This window comes from Amycolatopsis coloradensis (assembly GCF_001953865.1).
GTDB classification, from domain to species: domain Bacteria; phylum Actinomycetota; class Actinomycetes; order Mycobacteriales; family Pseudonocardiaceae; genus Amycolatopsis; species Amycolatopsis coloradensis.
On the sequence record NZ_MQUQ01000011.1, the window covers coordinates 155,760 to 178,313 of the forward strand.

The window sequence follows — 22,554 nt, forward strand, 5'->3', positions numbered from 1 at the left end:
CTCACAGCGAGTGGATTTTTTCCAGCGCGTACTGTGAGATGTCGGAAAGCACCTTCACGTCGCCCGCGTACACACCGGACTCTCGCGGCCAGTGCACGATCAGGTGGGTGATTCCCGCCGACGCGTATCCGATCGCGAGATCCAGGCATGCTTGCCAGGACACCAGGGGATCACCGGTACCCGGGGTCGTCACGAAAATCCGCTCGCCGACGTCGCGGCCGGCACGTGCGCAGGCCGATTCCAGGGCCTTCACCTGTGCGGGCACGACTTCCGTCACGCACTCGTGAGGGGACACGCCGCCGGGCGCGGCAGGGCCAAGGGTGACCCACGACTGCCCGTACCGCGCCGCCAGGTCCATGCCGCGCCTACCCGTCGCCGCGATGGCGAAGGGCAGGCGCGGCCGCTGCACACAGCCAGGGATCATCCGCGCACCCTCGGCCCGGTAGTGCTCGCCGTGGTACGTGGTGACCGGTTCGCGCAGCAGCTGATCCGTCAGTTCGACGAATTCGGCGAACCGGTCGGCACGCTCGCCCGGGGCCGGCACTTCCGGCCGCAGCACGGCGTCGTCCCCCGCGGTGGGGGAGCCCGCGCCGAGACCGAGGGTGAACCGGCCGCCGGACATCTCGTCCAGGGTCAGCGCGTCCTTGGCCAGCGGAACCGGATGGCGGAAGTTCGGCGAGCCGACCAGCAGGCCCAGTCGCACTCGTTCGGTCGCGACCGCGGCGCCGCTGAGCACCGGAACGGCGCCGTACCAAGGGTTCTCGCTCAGTGAACGCCACCAGAGGTGGTCGTAGGTCCACGCCGAGTCGAAGCCGAGATCCTCGACAGCACGCCACTGCGCCACCTGGTCGGACCAGCGGCGCTCGGGCAGGATCAGCACCCCGATCCGCACGGTTACCGGCGCTCCAGCTCGTAGAACCGGGTCCGTGGACCGGCGACGGCGTTCGCGTAGACGGTGGTGCAGCGCAACGCGCTGGCCCCGAACACCGGCAACCAGCCGGCGGTGTCGCGTGGGATCCCCTGCGCGGTGAGCACGTGCATCAGGAAGAAGTCGGAGTCGTTCTCCCGGTCGTCATAGCGCAGCTCGGGTTCGCCGATGAGCACGACGGCGTCGTCGGAAAGCATCGCGGCGAACCGGTCGAGTACGTCCACCACGGCCTGGTCGCCGTCGCGGAAGAGCTCGTGCAGCACCCCGACCCCGCACACCACGTCCATCTCGCGGCAGTCCTCGGGCCAGGTGCCGGGGGCGAACGCGTCACCGACGACGAACCGGATCCGGTCGGCCACTCCGGCCCGTTCGGCCAGCGCCTGGGCATCGGCGATGGCGTCCGGCGAGAGGTCCATGCCGACGCCTCGCAACTGCGGATGCCGCGTCGCGATCTCGACGAGCAGTGATCCGCCACCGCAGCCGAGGTCGAGCAGGGTGCGAGCCGAACGCGACCGCAGCGCGTGCAGCACCGTCGGGGTGTAGGAGGCGGTGGAGACCGTGCCGGAATGCTTGCCGAGCTGCGCGCCCGCCCGCGTGACGTCGACGCCGTAAGTGGCCGCGCCGGTGAGCAGGTCGGTCATCCGGCCGGTCACCGGGCCGTACGCCTCCAGATAGAAACCCAAGCGGGCCAAGGCCACCCCGGAAGTGAGCAGCGCGCCGCGATGGCTCAGCGCGTGCTCACCGGCGTGCTCGGTGAGCACCCCGCGCACCTCCAGGTAGCGCAGCAGACCGCGGCCGACGCGTTCGTCCATTCCGGCCAGCAGCTCGTCCGTACGGACGCTTTTCTTGCTCCGCAACCGGTCCAGCAGGCCTGAGTTGGCGAGCGCCAGCAGTGCGTGACACAGGTTCAGCGAGGAGAGCAGATCCGGCATCCCGGACAGGTGGTAGTCCTGCCACGCGGTGACCCGGTCGTCGTCCCAGAGGTCGACGACCGGCACGGCCTCCTCGACGGGGACATCGCTGGTGACGGACATCAGGCGGCTCCTTCGTGCGGTTCCCGGTACCGGGCGGGTGCGCCGGTCGTCCAGACCCTGCCCGCCCGGGCTACAGGCCTGCTACACCGCCGGTCGCCGTATCCGCTGTGTATGCGCCGAGGGGAGTGTTGGCGGCGAAGCGATCACGACTGGCGATTTCCGAGACGGAGCGAGGAGACCGGTGACCGAACAACAGGTGCATGCCCCGCCGACGGCCATCCGGTGGGACGAGATTGTCGCCGCCGTGCCCTCCGAGGCGCTGGACTGCCTGCAAACCGGGGTCGCGGTCCTCGCCGACGTGATCGGCGGACCGGGCGCCCACCGCGGTCTCGGTGCCCGGCCGTGGTTCCCCGCCCCGGGCGGGACCGGGTACGCCGAGGCCGCGGACCTGACCGCCCGCCTGGCGCAGGCCCGCGACGAACTCGGCCTCCTCTCGGCACCACCGGAGAAGGTCACCGACCTGGCAGACCTCGACGGCCGCGACGGGCCGCTGTACGTGGTCGCCGACGCCTTCGACCTCCCGTGGGTGCCATACGCCCGCCACGAGCACATGTCGCACAGCTTCGTGCTCGCCCGCGCGAAGGAGGGATGGGACGTCGTGGACGCCTATCACAACGACACCCAATGGGGTCCCGCGCGCCCGGGCGTCTGGTCTCGTACCGACGAGCAGATCGCGGAACTGCTGGCGTGCGGACCGGTCCTGGTCACCATGCTGCGGTCCGGCGCCGTTCCCGTCCGCCCGCCGGTACCGTCCGCCGCCGGGATCGACGCCTACGCCCTGGCCGAACGGACTTCGGAGGCCGCGGTCGAACAGCTGGTCCTCGACGTGTGGCTCATCGAACGCGACCGGCGGCTGCACCTGCGCTGGCTCGATGACCACTCGCCGGAGGAAGCCGAGGTGTGGCGATCGGCGGGCCGGGTCGAGACGTGGCAGCGGCTGGCCGCGCGCACCTATCTGGCGTTGCGCAGGCTCCGCCGCGGCCACCCGGTCGGCCGTGAGGTGGTCGACGAGGTGTGCCGCCAGCTGCGGGTCGACGCCGAACTCACCGGCACCGCCGAGTTCCCCGCGATCCGCGAGGTGGTGCTGACCGCGGTCGGCGAGACCCTCGCGATCGACCCGGCCGCCGTCGCGGGCGCGCCGACCCTGCGGGAGCTGCCGGGATTCGACTCGTTCCGGCTCGTCGACGTGCTCGAACGGGTCGAACGGGAGCTGCGTGCCGACCTGCCCGAAGATCTCGGCGCGGACGACCTCGGCGACGTCGACGGGCTCGTCCGGTTGTTCACCCGTGCGACGGTCCGGAGGTAGGCCGGTGTCCGCCGAGGTGCTTCACGACCTGCTCGACTCCGCCGTCGCGCGGTTCCCGGACGCCTCCGCCGTCGCGTCGCCCAGGGGCGGGTGGACCTACCGCGAGCTCGCGGACGACAGCCTGCGGCTGGCCGCCGGGATCTCCGGCGCCGGTGTCCGCCGAGGTGACCGGGTGCTGCTCTGCCTCAGCCGTCCCGAGGACGTCCCGGCGCTGGTCTGGGCATGCTCACGGGTCGGCGCGGTCTTCGTCGTGATCCGTCCGGAACTGCCGGAACCCGTGTTGCGGCACATGATCGCCGACGCCGGGCCCGTACTCGTGGTCACCGACGACCCCGGTGTGTCGACGGTCGCCGGTGCCGACGGCGTGCCGGTGCGCGTCCCGGGTGAGCTTCCCGGCCGTCCGGTGCCGATGGCCCGGCCGCTCCCGGTCGACGCTGCCTGCTTCATCTACACCTCGGGCAGCACCGCGCTGCCGAAGGCCGTCGTCTCGACGCACCAGCAGATGTGCTTCGCGGCCAGGGCTGTCCAAAATGTACTGTCCTATCGCGACAGTGACACGGTTTACTGTGCGTTGCCGCTGTCCTTCGACTACGGCCTTTACCAGCTGTTCCTGTGCGCGCTCGCCGGTGCGCGGCTGTGGCTCACCGATGGCGCCGGTCCGGCGCTGGTGAACGATTTGGCCACCGCCGGTGCCACCGTGCTGCCCGGCGTTCCCTCACTTACCGCCACCCTCGCCCGGCTGGTCGCCCGCCGTCCGGCGCCCCCGTCGTTGCGGTTGCTCACCAATACCGGTGCGGCCATGCCGCCGGCGCTCCTCGCCCGGCTTCGGGCGGCATCGCCCGGGCTGCGCGTGCAGCTGATGTACGGGCTCACCGAATGCAAGCGCGCCACGATCCTGGCCCCGGACGAAGACCTCGAACGCCCGGGTTCCTGCGGACGCGCGCTACCCGGCACCGAGGTGTTCGCCATCGGGGTGGACGGCACCCGTGTGCCGCCGGGGGAGGTGGGGGAGCTGGTGGTCCGGGGACCGAACGTCATGACCGGGTATTGGCGCCGTCCCGAACTCACCGCGCGGGTGTTCGCCCGCGCCGAGGGCCTGTTCCCCGAACTGCGCACCGGTGACCAGGGCCGGGTCGACGACGAGGGATACGTCTACTTCGCGGGACGCCGCGACGACCTTTACAAGGAACGCGGTACGCGGGTGAGCGCGATCGAGGTCGAGGCCGCGGCCTGCCGAGTCGCCGGGGTGCGCGCCGCCGCCGTGCGCCTGCCGGGGGACGACGAGTTCGGTGCGACGCTGTTCGTGGAGTCGGAGCTCGCCGACCATGCCGTCCTGGCCGCACTCGTCGAACAGCTGGAACCGGCCAAAGTGCCTGCCCGGTGTGTGGTGGTCGACCGGCTTCCGCTGACCCCCAACGGGAAGATCGACCGGCGCGCGCTCGACACGGTGGCGGCCCGATGAGCGTCACCTACACCCAGGCCCCGGCCTACGTCTACGACCTGGACGAGGTCCGCCGCGCGCACGGCCTGCTCAAGGCCGCGTTGCCCGAGCCGAGCACCCTGTTCTATTCGGTCAAGGCGAATCCGCATCCCGCCGTCATCGCCGCATTGGCCGCGTTCGGCTGCCGCGCGGAGGTGTCTTCGTCGGGGGAACTCGCGGCAGCGCTGGCCGCCGGGGTGTCCGCCTCCGATGTGCTCTACACCGGCCCAGGCAAACGTGACGCCGAGGTGCTCGAAGCCACCCGGCTCGGCGTGCGCTGGTTCTCCGTCGACTCGCCCGCCGGCCTCGGCCAAGTCACCCGTGCGGCCGACGAGTCCGATGTGGACGCTCGATGCCTCGTACGGGTCAACGCCGAGACCGCCCCCGGCGGCGGACAGGGGTTGGCGATGACCGGGGTGACTTCCGCTTTCGGCGCGGACGCGGCCTGGGTCACCGCCGACCCCGACACCTTCCGCGACCGCTTCGCCGGCTTCCACCTGTACGCGGGCAGCAATTTGACCGACGCTGACGCTCTCGTCGCCCAGTTCGGGCATGCGATCGCCACCGCGCGCACCCTCGCCGACGTCCTCGGCGCCGAGCCCGAGGTGCTCGACCTGGGTGGCGGTTTCCCGGCACCGTTCGCCAAGGCCGGTGCTCTGGCGCCGTTCCCGGACCTGGGCGAGCGCGTCGCGGATCTGCTCGACGCGACCTTCCCCGGCTGGCGTACGGGCAGCCCCGAGGTCGCGTTCGAATCGGGCCGCTACCTCACCGCCACCTGCGGGTCGCTGCTGGTACGGGTCGCCGACGTCAAGCTTTCGCACGGGCAGCGGGTCGTGGTACTGGAGAGCGGGATCAACCACCTCGGCGGGATGTCCGGACTGCGACGGCTGCCGCCGCTGGTGCCGGAGATCCTGACCGGCGACGCCCAGAGCACCACCGAGCCCGCCGACCCCGTGCTGCTGGTCGGCCCGCTGTGCACGCCGCTGGACACCTGGGCGCGCAGCGCGCGGCTGCCCGAGGTGACCCGCGGACAGGTGCTGCGGGTCCCCAATGTCGGCGCCTACGGCCTGACGGCCAGCGTGGTCGCCTTCCTGAGCCACCCGCTGCCCAGCGAGGTCATCGTCGAGGACGGGCGGGTCGTCGACGTCTCCCGCCTCGAGCTCGTCCGCACCCACCCCACCCGTACCGCCACCTGAAGGAGTGCCGCCGATGGAGACCGTGGACCAGGACTTCGCCGCGATGTTGTTGCCCTACCTGAAATACGCGGGCGACGGCGCGGAACTCACCCCCGACGCCGAACTGCGTGCGCTCGGACTGGACTCGATGCGTGCCGTGGAACTGCTGTTCGCGGTGGAGGACACCTACGCCGTCGTCATTCCCGACGAGCGGCTCACCGACGCGACGTTCGCCACCGTCGGCAGCCTGTGGACCGTGATCGAGGCGGAGCTGGGCACGGAGACGAGGCGGTCGGCATGACCGCCGCGGACGCGGTCGAGCAGGTCCGGATCGCCGCCGAGCGCGAAGCCGACGCCGCCGACCGGGAGGCGCGTTTCCCGGTCGCCGCGCTCGAAGCCATGCGGGCCACCGGACTGCTCGGGATGATGGTGCCCAAGGAGCACGGCGGCCTCGGCGGTTCGATCGGGGATCTGGTCGAGGCCACCGTCGCGCTGGGCAGGACCGACATGTCCGTGGCGATGATCTTCGCCATGCACGGCCAGCAGGTCGCCGCGCTGGCGGGCTACGCCGAGGGCGACCTGCGCGAGCGGGCCCTCACCGAAATCGCCGAAGGCCGGTGCTACGTCGCCTCTGTCACGACCGAGATCAAGGGCGGCGGCTTGCTCGACTCGGACGCCCGGACCCGGCTGGACGACGGGCTGCTGCGGCTGGACCGCTCCGCGCCGATCGTCACCGGCGGCCTGCACGCGGATGCCTTTCTGGTCACCATGCGCTCGCCAGGGGCGGCCTCGCCCAACGAGGTTGACCTGGTCTGGGTCGAGCGTGACCAGGTGAGCGTCGCCCCACTCGGCGGCTGGCAGCCGTTGGGCATGCGCGCCACCGAGAGCGGCCCGATGCGGTTGACCGGCGACGTGCCCGCGAGCCAGGTGGTCGGCGGGCACGGCGCCTTCCCCGGTATCGCCGCCGCCCTGTTCGCCCCGCTGGCCCACCTCGGCTGGGCCGCGGCCTGGCTGGGCACCGCCGTGGGTGCCTACAGCAGGTTGCTGCGTCACCTGCGCTCGGCCGCCGGGCGCAAGCGCTTCGATCCCGGATCGGACCTGGCGCTGGTACGCCTGGCGTCGGTGCGTTCACGGCTCGACGTCACCAACGCCGTCCTGCGGCACACCGCGCGGGCGGTCGAGTCCACAGAGGACCCGACCGAGCTTTCGACGCAGCTGCTGGTGAACACCCTCAAGACGCACGCCGCGCGGGAGTGCTTCGCGGCGGTGGACGAGATGATCGAGATCGTCGGGCTGAAGCACGGTTACTTCGCCGATTCCGAGCTGCGCCTCGAACGCTCGTTCCGGGACCTGCGCTCCGCCTCGCTCAACTACTCCGACGACCGGCTGCGCAAGACCAACGGCGCGCTCGCGCTCCGCGATCCGGCGGTGCGTCTTGCCTGATCTGCTCGTGGCGGCCGAGGCGACCGCCGTATGGCGCGAACTGGGCCGGTCCGGGGCGATCGAGCGCTGTTCCGGTCCGGAATCCTCGCGAGCGCTGGGCGAACTGCTGGCCGATCTCGATTCCCGCCATCCGGTGGGCGTGGTGCTTTCCGTCTGTGTGCAGCTCGCCTCGGTCATCCCGTTGCTGCGCACCCTCGCTCCCGGCGGCGGCCGTGCCGCCGAGGTGTTCGAGGCGGCATTGTCGGGCGAGGCCGTGGTGGCGCTGGCCGCGACCGACGAGGCGGCGGCGGGCTCGGACCTGATGGACCTGGGAACGCGGCTCGGTCAGGAGGCGGGTGGGCCACGTCTGGACGGCGGAAAGCGGTGGATCACCAACGCGATGTGGGCGGACCACCTGCTCGTGCTGGCGCGATCACGCGAAACGCGGCACTTCACCAGTTTCGCCTGGGTATTGCTGCCTGCCGGGCGGGCGACGGTGCGGCCCAGCGCCGAGGCGTTGTTCACCGGGGCGGGGATCGGCGACGTCGACCTCGGCGATGTCGGGCTCGACGCGGACCATCTCGTCGGCAGGCCTGGCCGGGCCATGGCGGAGTTCGTCCGGGCCATGGCGGGGGAGCGGCTGGCCGGCGGCCTGTGGGCTCGCGCCCTCTGCCGCCGCGTACTGCGCCATACCTGTCGGCGTCTCCGGGAACGCCCCGGTGGGGACGGTGTGCTGTGGGACAACGCGGCCGTGCGCGACCGGTTCGCCCGCTGCCTGGTCGCACTGAGCGCACTGGACGCCGAGGTCGCGGCCGCGGCGGCAGGCCCGTTGCGGCCCACGGCGGCGATGCTGCTGAAGGTGCGTTGCGCCGACACCGTCGACCTGGTGCTCTCCGGATGTGTGGACCTGCTCGGCGCCGAGTCGTTCCGAGACGGTGGCCTGGCCTCGTTGCGCGCCGAGACCGCCATGTTCGGCATCGCGGGCGGGGCGAGCGGGGCCTTGCTGCAGGGCATCGCCCAGCACGCCGACGATCTGCTGACGGAGGTCGTGTCGTGACAGCCGGACTGAGTTGCTACACCGCGAATCTAGAGCGCTACCTCGCGGGCGAGTTCGACTCGGCCGCCGTGCTGGCCCGGTCGGTACGGCTCGCGGTGCGCACCACCGAAGACGGACTGGTGTTCTCCCACCACGCTCCCGCACTGGATCGCCTGCCCGACGGCACCCGGTTCGAATACGCCGCGATCGCCACCGCGGACACCGAAGACGTGCTGCGTCAAGAGATCCGGCGGCACGGCCGGGCACTGGTCGTCGCCGATACCGCCCGGTTGCCCTGGTCGGTGGCCTTCGGTTCGGCTCCCGCCCCACATTGGCTGCTCGTCACCGGTGCCGAGGCGGACCGGTATCCGGTCGAGGACGCGTTCGAAGCCCTGTTGCCGCAGGGAACCCAGCGGCCATATCTGGGCACCGTCACCCGGTCCGTCCTGATGACCGCGATCACCGGACTTCCCGAGTGGGACGCGCACCAGCGCGTGCGCAACGAGATGGCTTTCGGCGCCAGGATTTCCCTGCCCGGCACCACGACCGGTGCGACTTTGCTCCGGAGAGTCCCGGGATCCGGCGGGGAGCGTGCGCCGGAGAGCGGTCTCGTCGACGAAGACACGCTTGTCCTGCCACTGCTGATGAGCCGGCTCGCCGACGCGGGTCCGGACGCGGTCCGGCAGCTCCCGGACATCTGGGCCGCCGCCGGCCATCGCGCGTTCGCACACCGGTGGCGGGCGCTCTCCGGGGACACCGAGACCGAACTCGCCACCGCCGAACTGTGGGCGGCGCTGCCACGCTGGGTGCAGATGGCGGTGGAGAGCGCTGTCCGCGGGCGTCCCCGCTGGGGCGTCGCCCGCGCCGCGGTCGACGCCATCCTGCGTGCGGACGCCCCGAAGACAGGACGGACGGCATGACCGGAATCCTCGACGGTGTCACCGAAGCCGCGCGGCGCGATCCCGGCGCCATCGCGCTCCAAGTCGGCGTCCGGGCCCTTCGGTACGACGAACTGCTGGACCGGGCGGCCCGGATCGCGGCGGCCGTACGCGCCCGCGTGGACGGACCGGTCCGCACCGTCGGACTCCTTTGTGGACGGACGCCCGCCGCCTACGCGGGATACCTGGCGGTGCTGGCACTCGGGGCGACCGTCGTGCCGATGAGCGCACGCTGGCCCGCGGCTCGGGTACGGGCTGTCAGCAGTGCCGCGGGTGTCCAACTCGTCCTCACCGACGCCGAGACCGACGCCGGCGGACTCGCCGTGCCCGACGACGCCGACGTCTCGACCGGCCCCATCGCGTGGCCCGATCAGGTGGGAGACCCGGACGACGTGGCCTACGTGCTGTTCACTTCGGGGTCCACCGGGCGGCCCAAAGGGGTGCCGATACGCCACCGCAACCTCATCGGCTACCTCGGCGACTGCATACGCCGTTACGACGTCGGCCCGGGGAGCAGGCTCTCGCAAACCTTCGCGCTGACCTTCGACCCGTCGGTGTTCGATCTGTTCGTCGCGTGGCGGGCAGGCGCGGCGCTCGTCGTCCCGGGCGAACAGGATCTGGTGACACCCACGGGTTTCGTGCGATCGCGGTCGATCACGCACTGGTTCTCGGTACCGTCGATCATCACCCTCGCCCGCAGGCTGCGCGCGCTGCGCCCCGGGAGCATGCCGGACCTGCGCTGGAGCCTGTTCGCGGGGGAGCGGCTCACCCTGGAGCAAGCGCGAGCCTGGTCGGCCGCCGCGCCGCGCAGCACCGTCGAAAACCTCTACGGACCGACGGAACTGACGATCACGTGCACGCGCTACCGCCTGCCGGCGGGCGCATGGCCGTCGACCGCCAACGGGTCCGTGCCGATCGGCCTGCCCAACGAAGGCCTCGACGCCGTGGTCCTCGATGAGCGCGGGCATCCCGCGGACGAAGGCCAGCTGGCCGTGCGGGGCCTCCAGCGCTTCGACGGCTACCTAGACGCGAGCGACAACACCGGCCGGTTCACCCACGCGGAGGACGGTGTGACCGCCGAGAGCTACTACCTCACCGGCGACCGGGTCGCCTGGACGGACGGGAACCTTCTCCATCTGGGCCGGATCGACGACCAGGTCAAGGTGAACGGTCAGCGTGTCGAACCGGGTGAGATCGAGGCCGTGCTCCGGGCCCTCCCCGGCGTCGACGACGTCGCCGTGGTCGCCGGAGAGCCCGAACCCGGCCGCGTCGACCTGCGGGCGTTCTACACCGGCGCTGCCGAGACCTGCGAGCTCTCCGAGCAGGCTCGCGCGCAGTTGCCGCCCTACATGGTGCCCTCGCGGTTCGACCGGCTGGAGGCCCTCCCTGTCACCGACAACGGCAAAACCGACCGGCGGAGGCTGACCGTCCTCACCCGCGCCGGCCGGTGACCCGGTTCAGACCCGATACACCAGCGGGTTCCACTCGTCGAAGTCCAGCGGGTCGCCGGGGCGCAGCGTCGCCAGAATTCGTTCGGGCAGGATGTTGGCCGTGCCGTTGAACTCCGCGCCCTCGGGTTGCCAGGAGATCGTGAAGGCCGACCGGGCGAACGGTGTCATGTTCGCGCCCGCGGCGTGCGCGGTGTCCCCGCTGTGCACGATCAGGGCGCCCTCGCGTACCGGACAAGGTATCGGTTCGGCGTGCTCCCACGCCGGGTTGAGCAGGCGCAACCCGTCCAGCCGCCGTAGGTCGCCTTTGGCCTCCACCCGGTCGTGGTGGCTGCCCGGAAGGTAGTGCAGGCAACCGTTTCGCAGGTCGGCGTCGCCGAGGGCGAACCAGAACGTCGACGCGCCCGGGTGGGTGAAGGAGAACACGGGGGTGTCGGTGTGCCATCCCGTCGGGGCGCCCCAGGCGGGTTTGACCATCGTCTGGTCGTGCCAGATCCGCACTCCGCCGATGCCGGCGAGACGGCACGCCAGCCTGCCGAGCCGGGGATCGTGGCAAAAGTGGCGCACGCGCTCGTCGTCCTGCCACAGGTTCACGTGCTGGGACAGCACTTTCAGTGCCTTGGACCGGTGTTTCCCCAGTGCGTCGAGCAGTCTGCGGCGATCGTCGCTGCCCGCTTCGGTGGCGGTCGTCGCACGGCGTCCTTCACCGGGCAGCCGGGCGCCACCGCGCCCGACCACCGCTTCCGACAACACCGTGCGCAGCCAGCCGACGGTGTCCGCGTCGAGGAAGTCTTCGATCACCAGGAAACCGTCGCGCCGGTAGGACCGAATCTGTTCCTCGGACAGCTCGTCGCGCATGGGGATAACCCGATCGGGTCGGGTTTCTGTAGTCATGCCTTCCAATTTCCCGCTGCGACCTACACGTCCAGTACAGCGAGCGCGCGATGTATCCGGCCTGTATCGAGGATGGTGAGCATCGCAGTCGCGCGCCACCGCGCGATCGCGGCGAGCGCCGGTAAAATTCGTGAGCATGCCGGGGGAGCCGATGAACACGAGCACATCCGCCCGTAGCGGCCTTTTCCTCGGGCACCGCGGTTTCCGCCTGCTGTTCACCGCCGACGCGATCAGCCAGCTCGGCAGCCAGGTGGCCGTCGTGGCGCTGCCGCTGATCGCGTTGACGTCGCTGAACGCCTCACCGCTGGAGATCGGCCTGCTGACCGCGGCGGGCACGGCGGCGTTCGCGTTCGTGGGCCTGCCCGCCGGGGCGTGGGTCGACCGGTTCCGGCGCAGGCCGGTGCTGGTGGCGGCGGATTTCTCCCGGTTCCTGCTGATGGGCTCGGTGCCGATCGCGGCGCTGCTCGACGTGCTCACCTTGCCGCATCTGTACGTCGTGGCCCTGCTGGCCGGTGTGGGCACGGTGTTCTTCGACGTCGCGTCGATGAGCTACGTGCCGTCGTTGATCGCGCGCGAGAACCTGCTGAGTGCCAACGCGCGGCTGGAAGCCGTCGAAACCGGTGCGCGCGCGGGTGGCCCGGCGCTCGGCGGCTGGCTGGTACAGCTCACCAACGCCGTCGTGGGGATCGCGGTGGACGCGGTGAGTTTCCTGCTCTCCGCCGTGGCGCTGGCCCGTATCCGGCACGTCGAAGAGCGGCCGGTGGTGGTCAAGACCCGGTTGCGTCGCCAGATCGCCGAAGGCGGCCGGTTCGTGCTGCGTCACCCGGTGCTGCGGCTGGTGGGCCTTGCCGGATTCCTCGGCAACTTCTGGGAGTCGGCGCTGCTCGCCGTGCAGCCGGTGTTCCTGCTCGAACACCTCGGTCTCGGCGCCGGTGCCTACGGTCTGGTGGTCGCCGCCGCGGGTCTCGGCGGATTGCTCGGCAGTTCGGCGGCCTCCTGTGCGGGCGCCCGGATCGGGACCCGGCGCACGATGTGGCTGCCGCTGGTCGCGGGATATCCCTTCCTGCTGCTGGCGCCGCTGGCGGGCAGCGGCTGGCTGGTGCTCCTGTACCCGTTGGGCACGTTCCTGGCCTTCTTCGGCGGAGCGATGCAGAACGTCGCGCAGCTGAGCTACCGCCAGGGCATCTGCCCACCGGAGCTGCTCGGCCGGATGAACGCCACCCTGCGGTTCCTGATTTACGGGGCGATGCCGCTCGGTGGCCTCGCGGGCGGGGTGCTGGCGACCGTGCTCGGGTTCCCGGGATCGGTCTGGATGATCGCCGCGGGTCTCCTGCTGTCGATCCTGCCGATGCTCGCCCCCGCCGTCCGTCACCTCGACGAGAGCGAGCGGGCAGCCGCCTGACGTCCGCGTGTACCCGCCGCGTATGCCGCTCCGTCAGCATGAGGGGGAGTAGGTCACCGAGGCGAGGAGCATGGGGATGAGCGTGAAGGTCGCGGTAGCCGGGGCCAGCGGCAACGCCGGGGGCGAGCTGCTGCGGCTGATCAACGGTCACCCTGAACTGGTCCTCGGGCCGGTCACCGCGGGGAGCCAGGTGGGAAGTTCGGTGTCCGAGGTGCATCCCGGGCTGACGGAGCTGGGCGACCGGGTCTTCGAACCCACCGACACCGCCGTGCTCGGGGCCGCCGACGTCGTGTTCATCGCGCTGCCGAAAGGACACTCGTCCCGGCTGGCCGCCGAGCTGACGCCGTCGGTGCGCGTGGTCGACCTGGGCCCGGACTTCCGGCTGACCGATCCGCTTGTGTGGGAGCGCTACTACGGCGGCCCGCACGCGGGCAGCTGGACATACGGACTGCCGGAGATCCCCGGTGCGCGGGAACGCATCGCCGGTGCCCACCGCGTGGCCACCCCCGGATGCTATGCCACCGCGGTGATCCTGGCGCTCGGGCCGCTGCTCGCCGCGGGACGGATCGACCCGGACGACCTCGTCGTCACCGCGGTCTCCGGGACGTCCAGTGGTGGACGAGCGGCCAAAGCCTCCTTGTCTCCCGGTGATGTCCTCGGCGCGCTGCGCTCGTACACGGTGGGGGCGACCTATCGCAATCCCGCCGAGATGGAACAGGAGCTCGCCACCTTCGCCAATGCGCCCGTCACCGTCTCGTTCACCCCATTCTCCGTGCCGATGCAGCGTGGGATCGTCGTCAGCTGCAGCGCTCGCCTTCGCGACGGAACCGGAAGCGACGAGCTGCGCGCCGCGCTGGCCGACGCCTACCGCGACGAGCGCTTCGTCCGGCTGCTTCCCGCCTCCCGGTGGCCCGCGACCGCCGCGGTGACCGGAACCAATTCGGCCCTCCTGCAGGCGGGCGCGGACACCCGCACCGGCCGCGGCGTCGTGCTCTCCGCCATCGACAACCTCGGCAAGGGCGCCGCCGGGCAGGCGGTGCAGAACGCCAACCTGATGCTCGGCCTGCCCGAGAGCACCGGCCTGACCACACGAGGAGCGTCATGACCAGTACCGCCACGCATACGGCGACCGACGGCTTGCGGGCCCGGTTCGGCCGTGCGCTCATGCCCACCTACGGCACTCCCGCGCCGCCGATCGCGCTCGCCGCCGGTCAAGGCTGCCGGATCCGCGATGTCGACGGCCGGAGCTACCTCGATCTCATCGGCGGTCTCTCGGCCAGTTCGCTCGGGCACGGCCATCCGGACCTCGCGGCGGCGATCGCCAGGCAGGCGGGCGAGCTGGTGCACACGTCCAACCAGTTCCTGCACGAGCGCGAAGTCGAACTGGCGGAGCGGCTGCGTGACCTGCTCGGCGCCCCGGACGCGCGTGTCTACCTGTGCAATTCCGGCACCGAGGCCACCGAAGCCGCGGTCAAGCTCGCTCGGCGCGCCCAGGGTCGGGACAGGCCGGTGGTGGTCGCGGCCGAGGGCGCCTTCCACGGCCGGACGATGGGCGCGCTGCCGATGGCCGGTGTCCCCGCGATCCGCGAGCCGTTCACCCCGTTCGGCGTCGACGTGCGGTTCGTGCCGTTCGGCGACGTCGCCGCCTTGGCCGCCGCGGTCCGCGACGACACGGCCGCGGTGTTCCTGGAACCCGTGCAGGGTGAAGCGGGTGTGGTGAGCCCACCCGAGGGATACCTGCGCGCGGCCCGTGAGGCGTGCGATGCCGCGGGTGCGCTGCTGGTCCTCGACGAGGTCCAGAGCGGTATCGGGCGTACCGGCCGGTGGTTCGCCCACCAGGCCGAAGGGATCGTCCCCGATGTGATGACCCTGTCCAAGGGGCTCGGGGGCGGGATGCCGATCGCCGCGTGCGTCGGTTTCGGTGCCTGCGCCGGAATTCTGGTCCCTGGCACGCACGGCAGCACGTTCGGCGGAAACCCGGTGGCGTGCGCGGCCGCGTTGGCCGTGCTCTCGGTGATCGAGCGCGACGGCCTGCTGGACAACGCCACCCGGGTCGGCGCCGCTCTGGCCGAGGGCATCCGCGCGGTGGAACACCCCCTGATCACCGGTGTGCGCGGCCGGGGCCTGTGGCTGGCGACCACGCTGGCCGAACCGGTCTCGGTGAAGGTGTGCGAGGCGGCGGCCCGTGCGGGTTTCCTCGTCAACCCGGTGCGCCCCGACGCCGTACGGCTGGCGCCGCCGCTGATCCTCACCGCAGCCGAGGCGGCCGAGTTCTCCGCGGCGCTGCCCGACATCCTCGCCGACGCGGCCGGCTGAAGTCTCGCTCAGCGCCCTGCGCGGCGGAGTACTCGCAGGGCGTTGAGCGTCACCATCTCCTGTGGACCGGCCGCGTCCCAGTCGACGACTTCGGGCGCCACCCGGCTGCCCGGAGGCCGCCACCACGGTCGGCCCGCCGACCACCGGGGTTCCGCGTCACGCGCTTCTTCCAGGAGATCGAGCGCTTCCGAAGCGCGCTCGTCTCGCACTTTGTCCATGCGCGACAGCACCAGCAACGCCTGAAGTGTGTCGTAGTGCCAATAGACCGGGTAGTGCGGCACGAGCCACCGGTGGTCGATCACCGCACCACCGGATGCCCGAAAAAGGTTATGGGACAACAACAGTTCGGCTGCGCGGGCGGCACCGGCCAGCGCATCGGTGTTCCCCGTCGCCGTACCGTGCGCGTGCAGTCCCCACGCGGGGAGCAGCGTCTCGTGGAACGACGAGCGATGTCCGCCGGCGGCACGGTCGCAGTTCCAGCCGCCGTCGGGCCACTGCCACTCCAGCAACCGCTCGGCCAGTCCGGCGACCCGGGGATCCTCGGCCAGGCCGAGCGCACAGGACACGGCGAGCACGTTCCCGTCGATGGACCCGCACACCCTGGCCAGACCGTCGATCACCGGGACCCGCGCCTGTGCGCGCCGCCGCCACGTCAGCACCGGTTCCAGCGCGGCGAGCGCCCTGGGTTCCCCTGCGGGCACCCCTAGTTCGGCCAGCGACACCAGCCGCCAGTGCGCGCCCGTCCACTTGCGATAGGGCGCCACCCCGAAACCCCCGTCCGGACGTTGCCCGGCGAAAAGTTTTCGCACGATCGGCCCGGACAGGACGTCCTCGTCCGGTTCCTCGTCGAGCAGGTCCCGTCTGGTCAGCGCCCGCACGGCGGGTTCGGCCGACGCCAGCAGCCAGTCCACCGCGGCCCTGGCCATGCACTCACTCCGATCCTCAGTCCACCGTCGCCGCCCGCCGGGTCCCGGGCAGGCTGGGGAGGCGGGCGAGCGCCCGTGCGATCGCCGCATCGTCGGCGACCGCGTCCACCATCGCGCCTGAGCTGAAGTTGTCATAGGCGGCCAGGTCGAGCAACCCGTGGCCGCTCAGCCCCAGTACGACGCAGTCTTCGCGGCCTTCGTCGTCGGCGCGGCGCGCTTCCATGGCGGCGGCGTGCACGGCGTGCGCGCTCTCCGGAGCGGGCAGCACACCCTCGCACCGGGCGAACTCGGCGGCGCTGGTGAACACCGACCGCTGACCATAGGCGCGCGCTTCCAGCAACCCCTGGTCGTAAAGCGAGCTCACGAGCTTGGCCGTGCCGTGGTAGCGCAGCCCGCCGGCGTGCATGTCCGGCGGCACGAACGTCGAGCCGAGCGTGAACATCTTCTGCATGATCGAGCCGGACGCGTCGACGTAGTCGTAGGCGTAGCGCCCGCGGGTCAACTTCGGGCAGGCGGTGGACTCCACCGACAAGCACCGCGGCCGCCCGCCCTCGACGAGATCCGACAGGAACGGCAGCACCAGGCCGCCGAGATTGCTTCCCGCGCCGAGCGAGGCCACGACGACATCGGCGTGCTCGCCGGCAGCCGTCAGCTGCTCGATGGCCTCCAGACCGATGACGGTCTGATGCAGCAGCGAGTACGTCTCGGCGCTCCCCGCGCAGAAGTGGGTGTGCGGTTCGGTGGTGTCCTCGACGGCCTCGGCCAAGGCGATCGCGAGACTGCCGCTTTGATCATCACCCTCCGCGAGGGCCCGGCGCCCCGCCTCGGTACGCGGGCTCGGGCTGCTGATCACCTCCGCGCCCAGCATGCGCATCAGGGCGGGCCGGTAGGGCTTCGCCTCGGCGCTCGAGCGCACCATGTAGACCCGGCACTCCAGCCCGAAGACCGAGCACGCCGCGGCCATGGCGGTGCCCCATTGCCCGGCACCGGTGCCGACGGTCAAGCATCTGGCGCCTGCCTTCTTGTAGTAGTAGGCCTGTGCCAGCGCGGTGTTGAGCTTGTGGCTGCCGGAAAGGTTGCCGCCCTCGTACTTGTAGTAGATCCGGCTCTTGGTGCCGATCGAGCGCTCGAAGGCAGGCGCGCGGCGCAGCGGTGTCGGCCGCCAGCCGAGGTAGTGCTCACGCACCGGTTCCGGGATGGTGATCCACCGGCGAGTCGACATCTCCTGGCGCAACAGGGAAGCGGGGACCTGCAGTCCTTCCGCGCGGGCCGGGCGCGGCGCTCCGCCGACGTCGGGCGGCAGGGTCAGCCCCAGATCGGGGAGGGCGTTGTACCAGGCATGGGGGACCATCACGACGAGCTGGTGGTGCTCAGTTCGCGGCCCGAGTTCGTCAGTCCGCGGCCGACCAGTTCCACCACGTCGTCGACGGTGCCGAAGTGCGAGTTCATGATCATCTCGTCGTCCAGTTCGATGTCGAGCGACTCTTCCAGCCCGACCAGCAGCCGGATCAGCTCCAACGAGGTCAGTTCGAGCCCGCCGGTGGCCAGCGACGTGCCGCCGTCCACCTTCATTTCGGCCACCGCCGCGTTGTCGGCCAGCAGCAGTCGCTTGATCAACGCGTGGATCTCGGAGTCCCGCATGGTCTAGTTCCTTTCGACGGTGTCATGTTCGGCCCGGCACTCACGGGCGAACGCGTGCAGAACGGTGGACATCCCGTAGCCAGGTCTTCCTTGGGCGTCGACGACCGGCTCCACCAGTCCTTCGGATACCAGCGCTTCGAGGCGCCGGTCGGCGACGGGGGTGCTCATGCCGAGCCGCCGGGCCACTTCGTCGGCGCTGATGTGGACCGGATCGAAGCCGCCCAGTGCGGCGAAAACCCGTTGCCCGTCCCGGTCGAGCGCGCGGTAGCTCGGCATCAGCCCGGCACGAAGGCTCAGCCCGTCGACTTCGAGTTCGTCGAGCAGGGAGTCCGGGTCGCGCAGCCGCTCGGCCAGCACCCGGGTCGGGTGCACCGGACGCGCGGCGATCCGGGCGGCGGCGATCCGGATCGCCGAAGGGAGCAGCCCGCAGGAGCGCACGATCGAGCGCACCGCCGCCGGGTCCTGGTCGACGATGTCCTTCCCGACCGCGGAAGTGATCATCGCCAGCGCGTCGTCCATGCTCAGTGGGCCCAGCTCCAGGGTGAGGTCGGTCTCCAGTCCGGCGAGCCGTCGCCTGCTGGTGACGATCACCAGGCTCGCGCCCGTACCGGGCACCAGCGGCTCGACCTGGCCGGCCGCCGCGGCGTCGTCGAGCACGATGAGCGTGGGGCGCTCCGCGAGCAGCGACCGGTAGAGCGATTGGCACGAATCCACTCCGTCGGCGGCCGCCGAGTGGCGAACTCCCAATGCCGCAAGCAGTTCGGTCAAGGCTTCCGCGGCGTCGAGCGGTGCTTCGCCGGAACCGCGCAGGTCGAGGAACAGCTGGCCGCACGGGAAGTTCTCGGCGGCGGCGGTGGCCGCGGCGAGCGCGGTGGCGCTTTTGCCGACGCCGGGCGGACCGGAGACCAGGACGAGGCTCATGCCACGACGCTCAAGTTCGGCCGGGCCGAGCCGGAACCGACGAGGGACTCGACGAGGCTGAGTTCGCCGTGTCTGCCGACCAGGTTCCGCGGTGCCGCGGGCAGCGCCCGAGTGGCGCTGAACGCCGCACCGCCGGCGCTGACCCTGTGCCGCCGTGGCGCCTCGGCCAGATCTCCGCCGTCGAGCACGACAGCCTGGAGTTCCCGTAGTTCCGGACCGAGGTCGACGCCCAGCTCCTCTTGGCAGGTCCGCCGCGCCGTGGCCAGTGCCGCGAGCGCGTCGCCCGTCCGTCCGGACACGTAGAGCGCGGTCACCAGTTGTGCCCACAGCGCTTCGTCAAGGGAACGTTCGCCGACCAGCCAGTAGAGGGTCGGCACGACCTCCGCGTGCTCGCCCAGCGCGAGCCGGGCGGCGATCAGGTCGCTGCGCACCCGCCAGTACTGCTCGTCGAGCGCCGTCGTCCTGGCCCGCACCACCGCGCCCAGTTCCAGTTCGGGTAACGGGTGATCTCGCCACAGCGTGGAGGCCTTTTCCAAGAGATTTCGACCGGTCGCCACGTCGCCCATCGCGACCGCGCGGTGCCCGTGGTCGGCGAGGCTCTGAAACCGCAGCAGGTCGACCTCTTCGGGCTCCACCGCGAGGCAGTAGCCGCCCGGGTAACTGCGCAGCCTGTCGCGCTGGTCGATCTGTTCGAAGAGACTGCGCAACTGGAACACGTAGGTTCGCACGTTGTCCACTGCCGAGCGTGGAGGTCTGACCGGCCAGATACCACCCACTATCCGCTCCATCGATACGACCTGGGGAGCGCTGAGCAGAAGCACCGCCAGTAGCGCGCGGACCCGCATGGCGCGGATCGCCACCAGACCCTCCGTGGTCTCCAGTTGCAATGTGCCGAGAATCCCGAAACGCATGTTCGTCTCCCAGACGTGTGCCTTACAGCGACCTGACCCCGCGGTCGCACCCGCCTCACGCCCCGTGTCCCATCGTGGTCACGTGGATGGCCTCGGCGTCTCGTCGGAACCGGGCACTCATCCCGCGACAAGGGTGTCGAATGGCCGATACGAATCCGCGCGCACTCGTCGGAGTATGCGAGTATGTGCGCCGCCAATTCTTTTCGGCTTCGGTGCGTTGGTGGTTTACGCCACTTTTCATAGCCTCGCAGGTCGCGACAGGATCGGCAATTGCGTCACTGGATACCACTCAAATGGAAGGGCTACTGCCGAGTCGGCAGTCACGGGTGGTCAGACGGTTCCCTCGCGAAATTTGTCAAAACTACTATATCTGGGTGACGTTGGAGGATTCTTGCCGCTGGTATGAGCACTGCGAGTGTCGTCTGACTGTTCCGACAGGGCGGATGATCGCCCGGCTCGGGTGGAAGCCCTTGACTTGATCATCTACAAAGGATCCGTTGTCGCTGATTGCCAGTTCTGGATCATAGTGACTTTCCTAACCCGCAACGGCACACTTTTGGTGACGGTAATTTCACCGTGCCCGCACCCGATCGGCTGCGGCGAAATGTTGCATTCACACGTCACCTCGCCGGTTCGCCCCCGGGCAGTAGCCGGGTGGATCAGCTGGGCGAGGTTGCGGGCGCGGCGGTGCTGGTGGCCAGGCAATGCGGGTGACGACGAAAAGTACGTCGGCGAGGGGACGGCGGCGTACTCGGCCCGCAGCCAGGCGCGGGGGAAGTCGGGCAGATGGCTGCGGTGCGCCGAGGGTGATCAGCTGGGCCGGCAGGTCTGGTCGCGGACCTTCGGGCCGGGGCCGGGAGGGTAGGCGCCGTTGCGGGGCCAGCGGGCGACCGGAACGTCGTTGACGTCGGTGTTCACCGCGTCGGCGTGCTGTGCGTTCACCTCACTCATCGGCTTCTGCAGCGCCACCACCTCAAGGGCGTGTTCCACCTTCTGCAAACGTTGCTTGACCTCCGAGCGGGTCATGTTCGGCCTGTTCGGTATACGGCGATCGCGCACCGGTTGGGACAGGTTCACTTGTAGCCGATGGGGCGCTGTCATGCGTACGCAGACATCCGTGATCAACAGTTTCAAACCGGAGAGAGAACGATGAGCTGGAGCAAGGCAGCACGTGTCCGCCGCGCCAAGCACCCGAGTTGCGCTGCGTGGCACCGAGTTTGCAACAGCTACCTGGTTTACGCCGCGAACTGGTATGACCAAGTTTCGGAACGTCACGCCGCAGGCGCCGCCTGAGACCACGTCCACGACGGGTCCCCGCTCGTGCCGCGTCGGCGGCCTTCTTCGCCGTCGAGTCAACTTCAGGTGCCGGTCCCTGTCCGCCTCCGGCCAAGGACGCCGCAATGACCGCTTTTCACGCCACCACCGACACCCCAGCAATCCCAGTCGAGCTCGGCTACACCAGTGGCCCGCCGAAGAACGGCAAGGCGAAGAAGAACAAGACACTGCATCGCAATGACGCCTATGCCAGGTACCCCGGAATGTCCCGGCAGCTGCTCTGCAGCACCAACCTCTCCAAGACCATCGACTCCATCGTCGCGCGAGTCAACGTCGATATCGTCTCCGAGCTCCTGAACCTCGACGTCGCTCCCAGCAGACTATGCCGCCGCTGTTTTACCACCCCGCCATGGTCGATCGCCCACGCCTACCGAACGGCGCTCGCGATCGCTGACGCAAACCCTCACCTGCGACCAGATCGCCGTCATCGCCTACCTCGTCGCCTCGACTACGGCACGTCAAGCGGCGATCTCCAACCCCATCAGGCAGGCAGAGTCACCGATCACCACAGTCACCCTCTCCGCGGCTGCGCATGCCGTCGTCGCAGGTTTCGTCGCCTCGGACGACGCCGACGACCCCGACAACGGTGTCAACCCGGACGGCATCGTCGCCGACGACCAAGTGTGGGACGAGCTCCGCACCCGCTTCCCGCTCAGCACCTACCAAGCCTGGGCGATCACGTATCCAGGCGCGGACCCCACTGATCCCACACTCGTGGAACCCCTGCGTGCCACGTTCCCGATCTCCGCGTTCTGGGGCTACGTGGCCGCCGGCACCGAAGACGACCCGCACTACGAACCGGACGCCGGGTACTAAAGCTCGGGCGGCTGTTCGGGGGCTCTCAGGGGCAGCGTGCTGTGCCACCGCTTGTTCGGGAGTTGTTGTTCAGACCTCCGCCGCCGACCGTGAACAACCAGGTGGCGGTTCCCTGGCGTGAGCACCCCGAAGTCGGGTGATTCCTCAGCCATACAGGAGATCGAAATGGTATCGAAACTCAAGATGCTGGCCGTATCGGTTGTTTTCGCGGGCTTGGGCGCCGTGCTGTCGGCAACGCCTGCCACGGCCGGTCAGGCTGCCGGGCCGCTGGCCAACCCACGGTGCGATACGGACACCTGGAACTGCGCCACCAGATACGAATGGTTCACCGGAGGAACGATCAGCATCGACGCGGACGTGCTCGGCGGAGGCACCGCGCAGTGGCAACTGTACGACGGGAGCCAGCGTGTCGTGTGTTCGACGTACTTCCCGGCGATCGACCCGCCTCGGTCGTGGATCTGCAACAACGTCGCGGCGGGCAATGTCTCGCTCTTCGTCCAGGAGCTCAGCCACACCGCCGTCGCGACACATGGCGGGTTGCGGTGGTAGCACGGCGGAGACCGGGTGCCGACGGCTGAAGAGCGTCGGCCGACCTCGCCGACGACCGTTTCGTCGTCGGCGACGC

At 70.3% G+C, this 22,554-nt stretch carries 22 protein-coding genes; 13 read left to right on the top strand and 9 right to left on the bottom strand.

Features of this window, described 5'->3' with window-relative positions:
- Nucleotide 1: 1 nt before the first annotated feature.
- Together BS329_RS21015 and BS329_RS21020 are read right to left on the bottom strand one after the other, a co-directional pair.
- Nucleotides 2-892: an LLM class flavin-dependent oxidoreductase gene (locus tag BS329_RS21015; RefSeq protein ID WP_076162955.1), complete on the bottom strand. Its 891-nt coding sequence runs from the start codon at nucleotides 890-892 to the stop codon at nucleotides 2-4.
- 2 nt (nucleotides 893-894) lie between these two features.
- A complete protein-coding gene (locus BS329_RS21020) occupies nucleotides 895-1,962 on the bottom strand; it encodes an SAM-dependent methyltransferase (protein ID WP_076162956.1) in 1,068 nt (355 codons plus the stop codon).
- Between the two features lie 181 nt (nucleotides 1,963-2,143).
- Between BS329_RS21020 and BS329_RS21025 the strand changes: the two genes are divergently transcribed.
- Genes BS329_RS21025 through BS329_RS21060 form a run of 8 tightly spaced genes read left to right on the top strand, consistent with a single transcriptional unit; the run spans nucleotide 2,144 to nucleotide 10,770 of the window.
- Nucleotides 2,144-3,268, top strand: a complete 1,125-nt coding sequence (locus BS329_RS21025) for a PDDEXK family nuclease (RefSeq protein ID WP_076162957.1) — start codon at nucleotides 2,144-2,146, stop codon at nucleotides 3,266-3,268.
- 4 nt (nucleotides 3,269-3,272) lie between these two features.
- Complete coding sequence (locus BS329_RS21030) at nucleotides 3,273-4,730, top strand: class I adenylate-forming enzyme family protein (RefSeq protein WP_076162958.1); 1,458 nt, start codon at nucleotides 3,273-3,275, stop codon at nucleotides 4,728-4,730.
- Complete coding sequence (locus tag BS329_RS21035; protein ID WP_076162959.1) at nucleotides 4,727-5,944, top strand: type III PLP-dependent enzyme domain-containing protein; 1,218 nt, start codon at nucleotides 4,727-4,729, stop codon at nucleotides 5,942-5,944. The genes BS329_RS21030 and BS329_RS21035 overlap by 4 nt, the downstream gene beginning before the upstream one ends.
- A 13-nt stretch (nucleotides 5,945-5,957) precedes the next feature.
- Entirely contained in the window at nucleotides 5,958-6,224 is a 267-nt protein-coding gene (locus BS329_RS21040; protein WP_143253139.1) for a phosphopantetheine-binding protein, read from the top strand.
- On the top strand, nucleotides 6,221-7,366 hold the full coding sequence (locus BS329_RS21045) for an acyl-CoA dehydrogenase family protein (protein WP_076162960.1): 1,146 nt from the start codon (nucleotides 6,221-6,223) through the stop codon (nucleotides 7,364-7,366). The genes BS329_RS21040 and BS329_RS21045 overlap by 4 nt, the downstream gene beginning before the upstream one ends.
- A complete protein-coding gene (locus tag BS329_RS21050; RefSeq protein WP_076162961.1) occupies nucleotides 7,359-8,402 on the top strand; it encodes an acyl-CoA dehydrogenase family protein in 1,044 nt (347 codons plus the stop codon). The genes BS329_RS21045 and BS329_RS21050 overlap by 8 nt, the downstream gene beginning before the upstream one ends.
- Nucleotides 8,399-9,301, top strand: coding sequence for a hypothetical protein (locus BS329_RS21055; protein WP_076162962.1), 903 nt, complete (start codon nucleotides 8,399-8,401; stop codon nucleotides 9,299-9,301). Before BS329_RS21050 ends, BS329_RS21055 begins: the two co-directional genes overlap by 4 nt.
- Nucleotides 9,298-10,770, top strand: a complete 1,473-nt coding sequence (locus BS329_RS21060; RefSeq protein WP_076162963.1) for an AMP-binding protein — start codon at nucleotides 9,298-9,300, stop codon at nucleotides 10,768-10,770. The genes BS329_RS21055 and BS329_RS21060 overlap by 4 nt, the downstream gene beginning before the upstream one ends.
- 6 nt (nucleotides 10,771-10,776) lie before the next feature.
- On the opposite strand, the gene BS329_RS21065 is transcribed toward BS329_RS21060, so the two are convergent.
- Nucleotides 10,777-11,625, bottom strand: a complete 849-nt coding sequence (locus tag BS329_RS21065) for a phytanoyl-CoA dioxygenase family protein (RefSeq protein WP_076162964.1) — start codon at nucleotides 11,623-11,625, stop codon at nucleotides 10,777-10,779.
- A gap of 187 nt (nucleotides 11,626-11,812) precedes the next feature.
- On the opposite strand from BS329_RS21065, the gene BS329_RS21070 reads away from it, so the two are divergent.
- From BS329_RS21070 to BS329_RS21080, 3 genes are all read left to right on the top strand, one after another.
- Complete coding sequence (locus tag BS329_RS21070; RefSeq protein WP_076162965.1) at nucleotides 11,813-13,063, top strand: MFS transporter; 1,251 nt, start codon at nucleotides 11,813-11,815, stop codon at nucleotides 13,061-13,063.
- Between the two features lie 76 nt (nucleotides 13,064-13,139).
- Nucleotides 13,140-14,168: an N-acetyl-gamma-glutamyl-phosphate reductase gene (gene argC / locus BS329_RS21075; protein WP_076162966.1), complete on the top strand. Its 1,029-nt coding sequence runs from the start codon at nucleotides 13,140-13,142 to the stop codon at nucleotides 14,166-14,168.
- Nucleotides 14,165-15,379 (top strand): acetylornithine transaminase, encoded by a 1,215-nt coding sequence (locus tag BS329_RS21080; protein ID WP_076162967.1) that lies wholly within the window; start codon nucleotides 14,165-14,167, stop codon nucleotides 15,377-15,379. The genes argC and BS329_RS21080 overlap by 4 nt, the downstream gene beginning before the upstream one ends.
- Nucleotides 15,380-15,387: 8 nt before the next feature.
- Here BS329_RS21080 and BS329_RS21085 read toward each other — a convergent pair whose 3' ends face one another.
- From BS329_RS21085 to BS329_RS21110, 6 genes are all read right to left on the bottom strand, one after another.
- Nucleotides 15,388-16,305, bottom strand: a complete 918-nt coding sequence (locus BS329_RS21085; RefSeq protein ID WP_244197241.1) for a hypothetical protein — start codon at nucleotides 16,303-16,305, stop codon at nucleotides 15,388-15,390.
- A gap of 16 nt (nucleotides 16,306-16,321) precedes the next feature.
- Nucleotides 16,322-17,656 carry a TrpB-like pyridoxal phosphate-dependent enzyme gene (locus BS329_RS21090; RefSeq protein WP_076162968.1) on the bottom strand — a complete coding sequence of 445 codons (1,335 nt, stop codon included), beginning with the start codon at nucleotides 17,654-17,656 and terminating at the stop codon, nucleotides 16,322-16,324.
- Nucleotides 17,656-17,946 (bottom strand): acyl carrier protein, encoded by a 291-nt coding sequence (locus BS329_RS21095; protein WP_076162969.1) that lies wholly within the window; start codon nucleotides 17,944-17,946, stop codon nucleotides 17,656-17,658. The genes BS329_RS21090 and BS329_RS21095 overlap by 1 nt, the downstream gene beginning before the upstream one ends.
- Nucleotides 17,947-17,949: 3 nt before the next feature.
- On the bottom strand, nucleotides 17,950-18,867 hold the full coding sequence (locus BS329_RS21100) for a winged helix-turn-helix domain-containing protein (protein ID WP_076162970.1): 918 nt from the start codon (nucleotides 18,865-18,867) through the stop codon (nucleotides 17,950-17,952).
- Nucleotides 18,864-19,778 (bottom strand): AfsR/SARP family transcriptional regulator, encoded by a 915-nt coding sequence (locus BS329_RS21105; protein ID WP_076162971.1) that lies wholly within the window; start codon nucleotides 19,776-19,778, stop codon nucleotides 18,864-18,866. The genes BS329_RS21100 and BS329_RS21105 overlap by 4 nt, the downstream gene beginning before the upstream one ends.
- A gap of 810 nt (nucleotides 19,779-20,588) precedes the next feature.
- Entirely contained in the window at nucleotides 20,589-20,912 is a 324-nt protein-coding gene (locus BS329_RS21110; protein WP_143253140.1) for a hypothetical protein, read from the bottom strand.
- An 822-nt stretch (nucleotides 20,913-21,734) separates the two neighbouring features.
- On the opposite strand from BS329_RS21110, the gene BS329_RS21115 reads away from it, so the two are divergent.
- Both BS329_RS21115 and BS329_RS21120 read left to right on the top strand, forming a co-directional pair.
- On the top strand, nucleotides 21,735-21,929 hold the full coding sequence (locus BS329_RS21115) for a hypothetical protein (RefSeq protein ID WP_076162973.1): 195 nt from the start codon (nucleotides 21,735-21,737) through the stop codon (nucleotides 21,927-21,929).
- A 117-nt stretch (nucleotides 21,930-22,046) separates the two neighbouring features.
- Nucleotides 22,047-22,478 carry a hypothetical protein gene (locus BS329_RS21120; protein WP_143253141.1) on the top strand — a complete coding sequence of 144 codons (432 nt, stop codon included), beginning with the start codon at nucleotides 22,047-22,049 and terminating at the stop codon, nucleotides 22,476-22,478.
- The last annotated feature ends 76 nt before the right edge of the window (nucleotides 22,479-22,554 follow it).

Excerpts from the sequence above, each read along its gene's own strand:
- BS329_RS21020 (WP_076162956.1), bottom strand. The coding sequence starts at position 1,962 with ATGTCCGTCACCAGCGATGTCCCCGTCGAGGAGGCCGTGCCGGTCGTC.
- BS329_RS21035 (WP_076162959.1), top strand. The coding sequence starts at position 4,727 with ATGAGCGTCACCTACACCCAGGCCCCGGCCTACGTCTACGACCTGGAC.
- BS329_RS21040 (WP_143253139.1), top strand. The coding sequence starts at position 5,958 with ATGGAGACCGTGGACCAGGACTTCGCCGCGATGTTGTTGCCCTACCTG.
- BS329_RS21045 (WP_076162960.1), top strand. The coding sequence starts at position 6,221 with ATGACCGCCGCGGACGCGGTCGAGCAGGTCCGGATCGCCGCCGAGCGC.
- BS329_RS21060 (WP_076162963.1), top strand. The coding sequence starts at position 9,298 with ATGACCGGAATCCTCGACGGTGTCACCGAAGCCGCGCGGCGCGATCCC.
- BS329_RS21065 (WP_076162964.1), bottom strand. The coding sequence starts at position 11,625 with ATGCGCGACGAGCTGTCCGAGGAACAGATTCGGTCCTACCGGCGCGAC.
- BS329_RS21070 (WP_076162965.1), top strand. The coding sequence starts at position 11,813 with ATGAACACGAGCACATCCGCCCGTAGCGGCCTTTTCCTCGGGCACCGC.
- argC (WP_076162966.1), top strand. The coding sequence starts at position 13,140 with ATGAGCGTGAAGGTCGCGGTAGCCGGGGCCAGCGGCAACGCCGGGGGC.
- BS329_RS21080 (WP_076162967.1), top strand. The coding sequence starts at position 14,165 with ATGACCAGTACCGCCACGCATACGGCGACCGACGGCTTGCGGGCCCGG.
- BS329_RS21085 (WP_244197241.1), bottom strand. The coding sequence starts at position 16,305 with ATGGCCAGGGCCGCGGTGGACTGGCTGCTGGCGTCGGCCGAACCCGCC.
- BS329_RS21090 (WP_076162968.1), bottom strand. The coding sequence starts at position 17,656 with ATGGTCCCCCATGCCTGGTACAACGCCCTCCCCGATCTGGGGCTGACC.
- BS329_RS21095 (WP_076162969.1), bottom strand. The coding sequence starts at position 17,946 with ATGCGGGACTCCGAGATCCACGCGTTGATCAAGCGACTGCTGCTGGCC.
- BS329_RS21100 (WP_076162970.1), bottom strand. The coding sequence starts at position 18,867 with ATGAGCCTCGTCCTGGTCTCCGGTCCGCCCGGCGTCGGCAAAAGCGCC.
- BS329_RS21105 (WP_076162971.1), bottom strand. The coding sequence starts at position 19,778 with ATGCGTTTCGGGATTCTCGGCACATTGCAACTGGAGACCACGGAGGGT.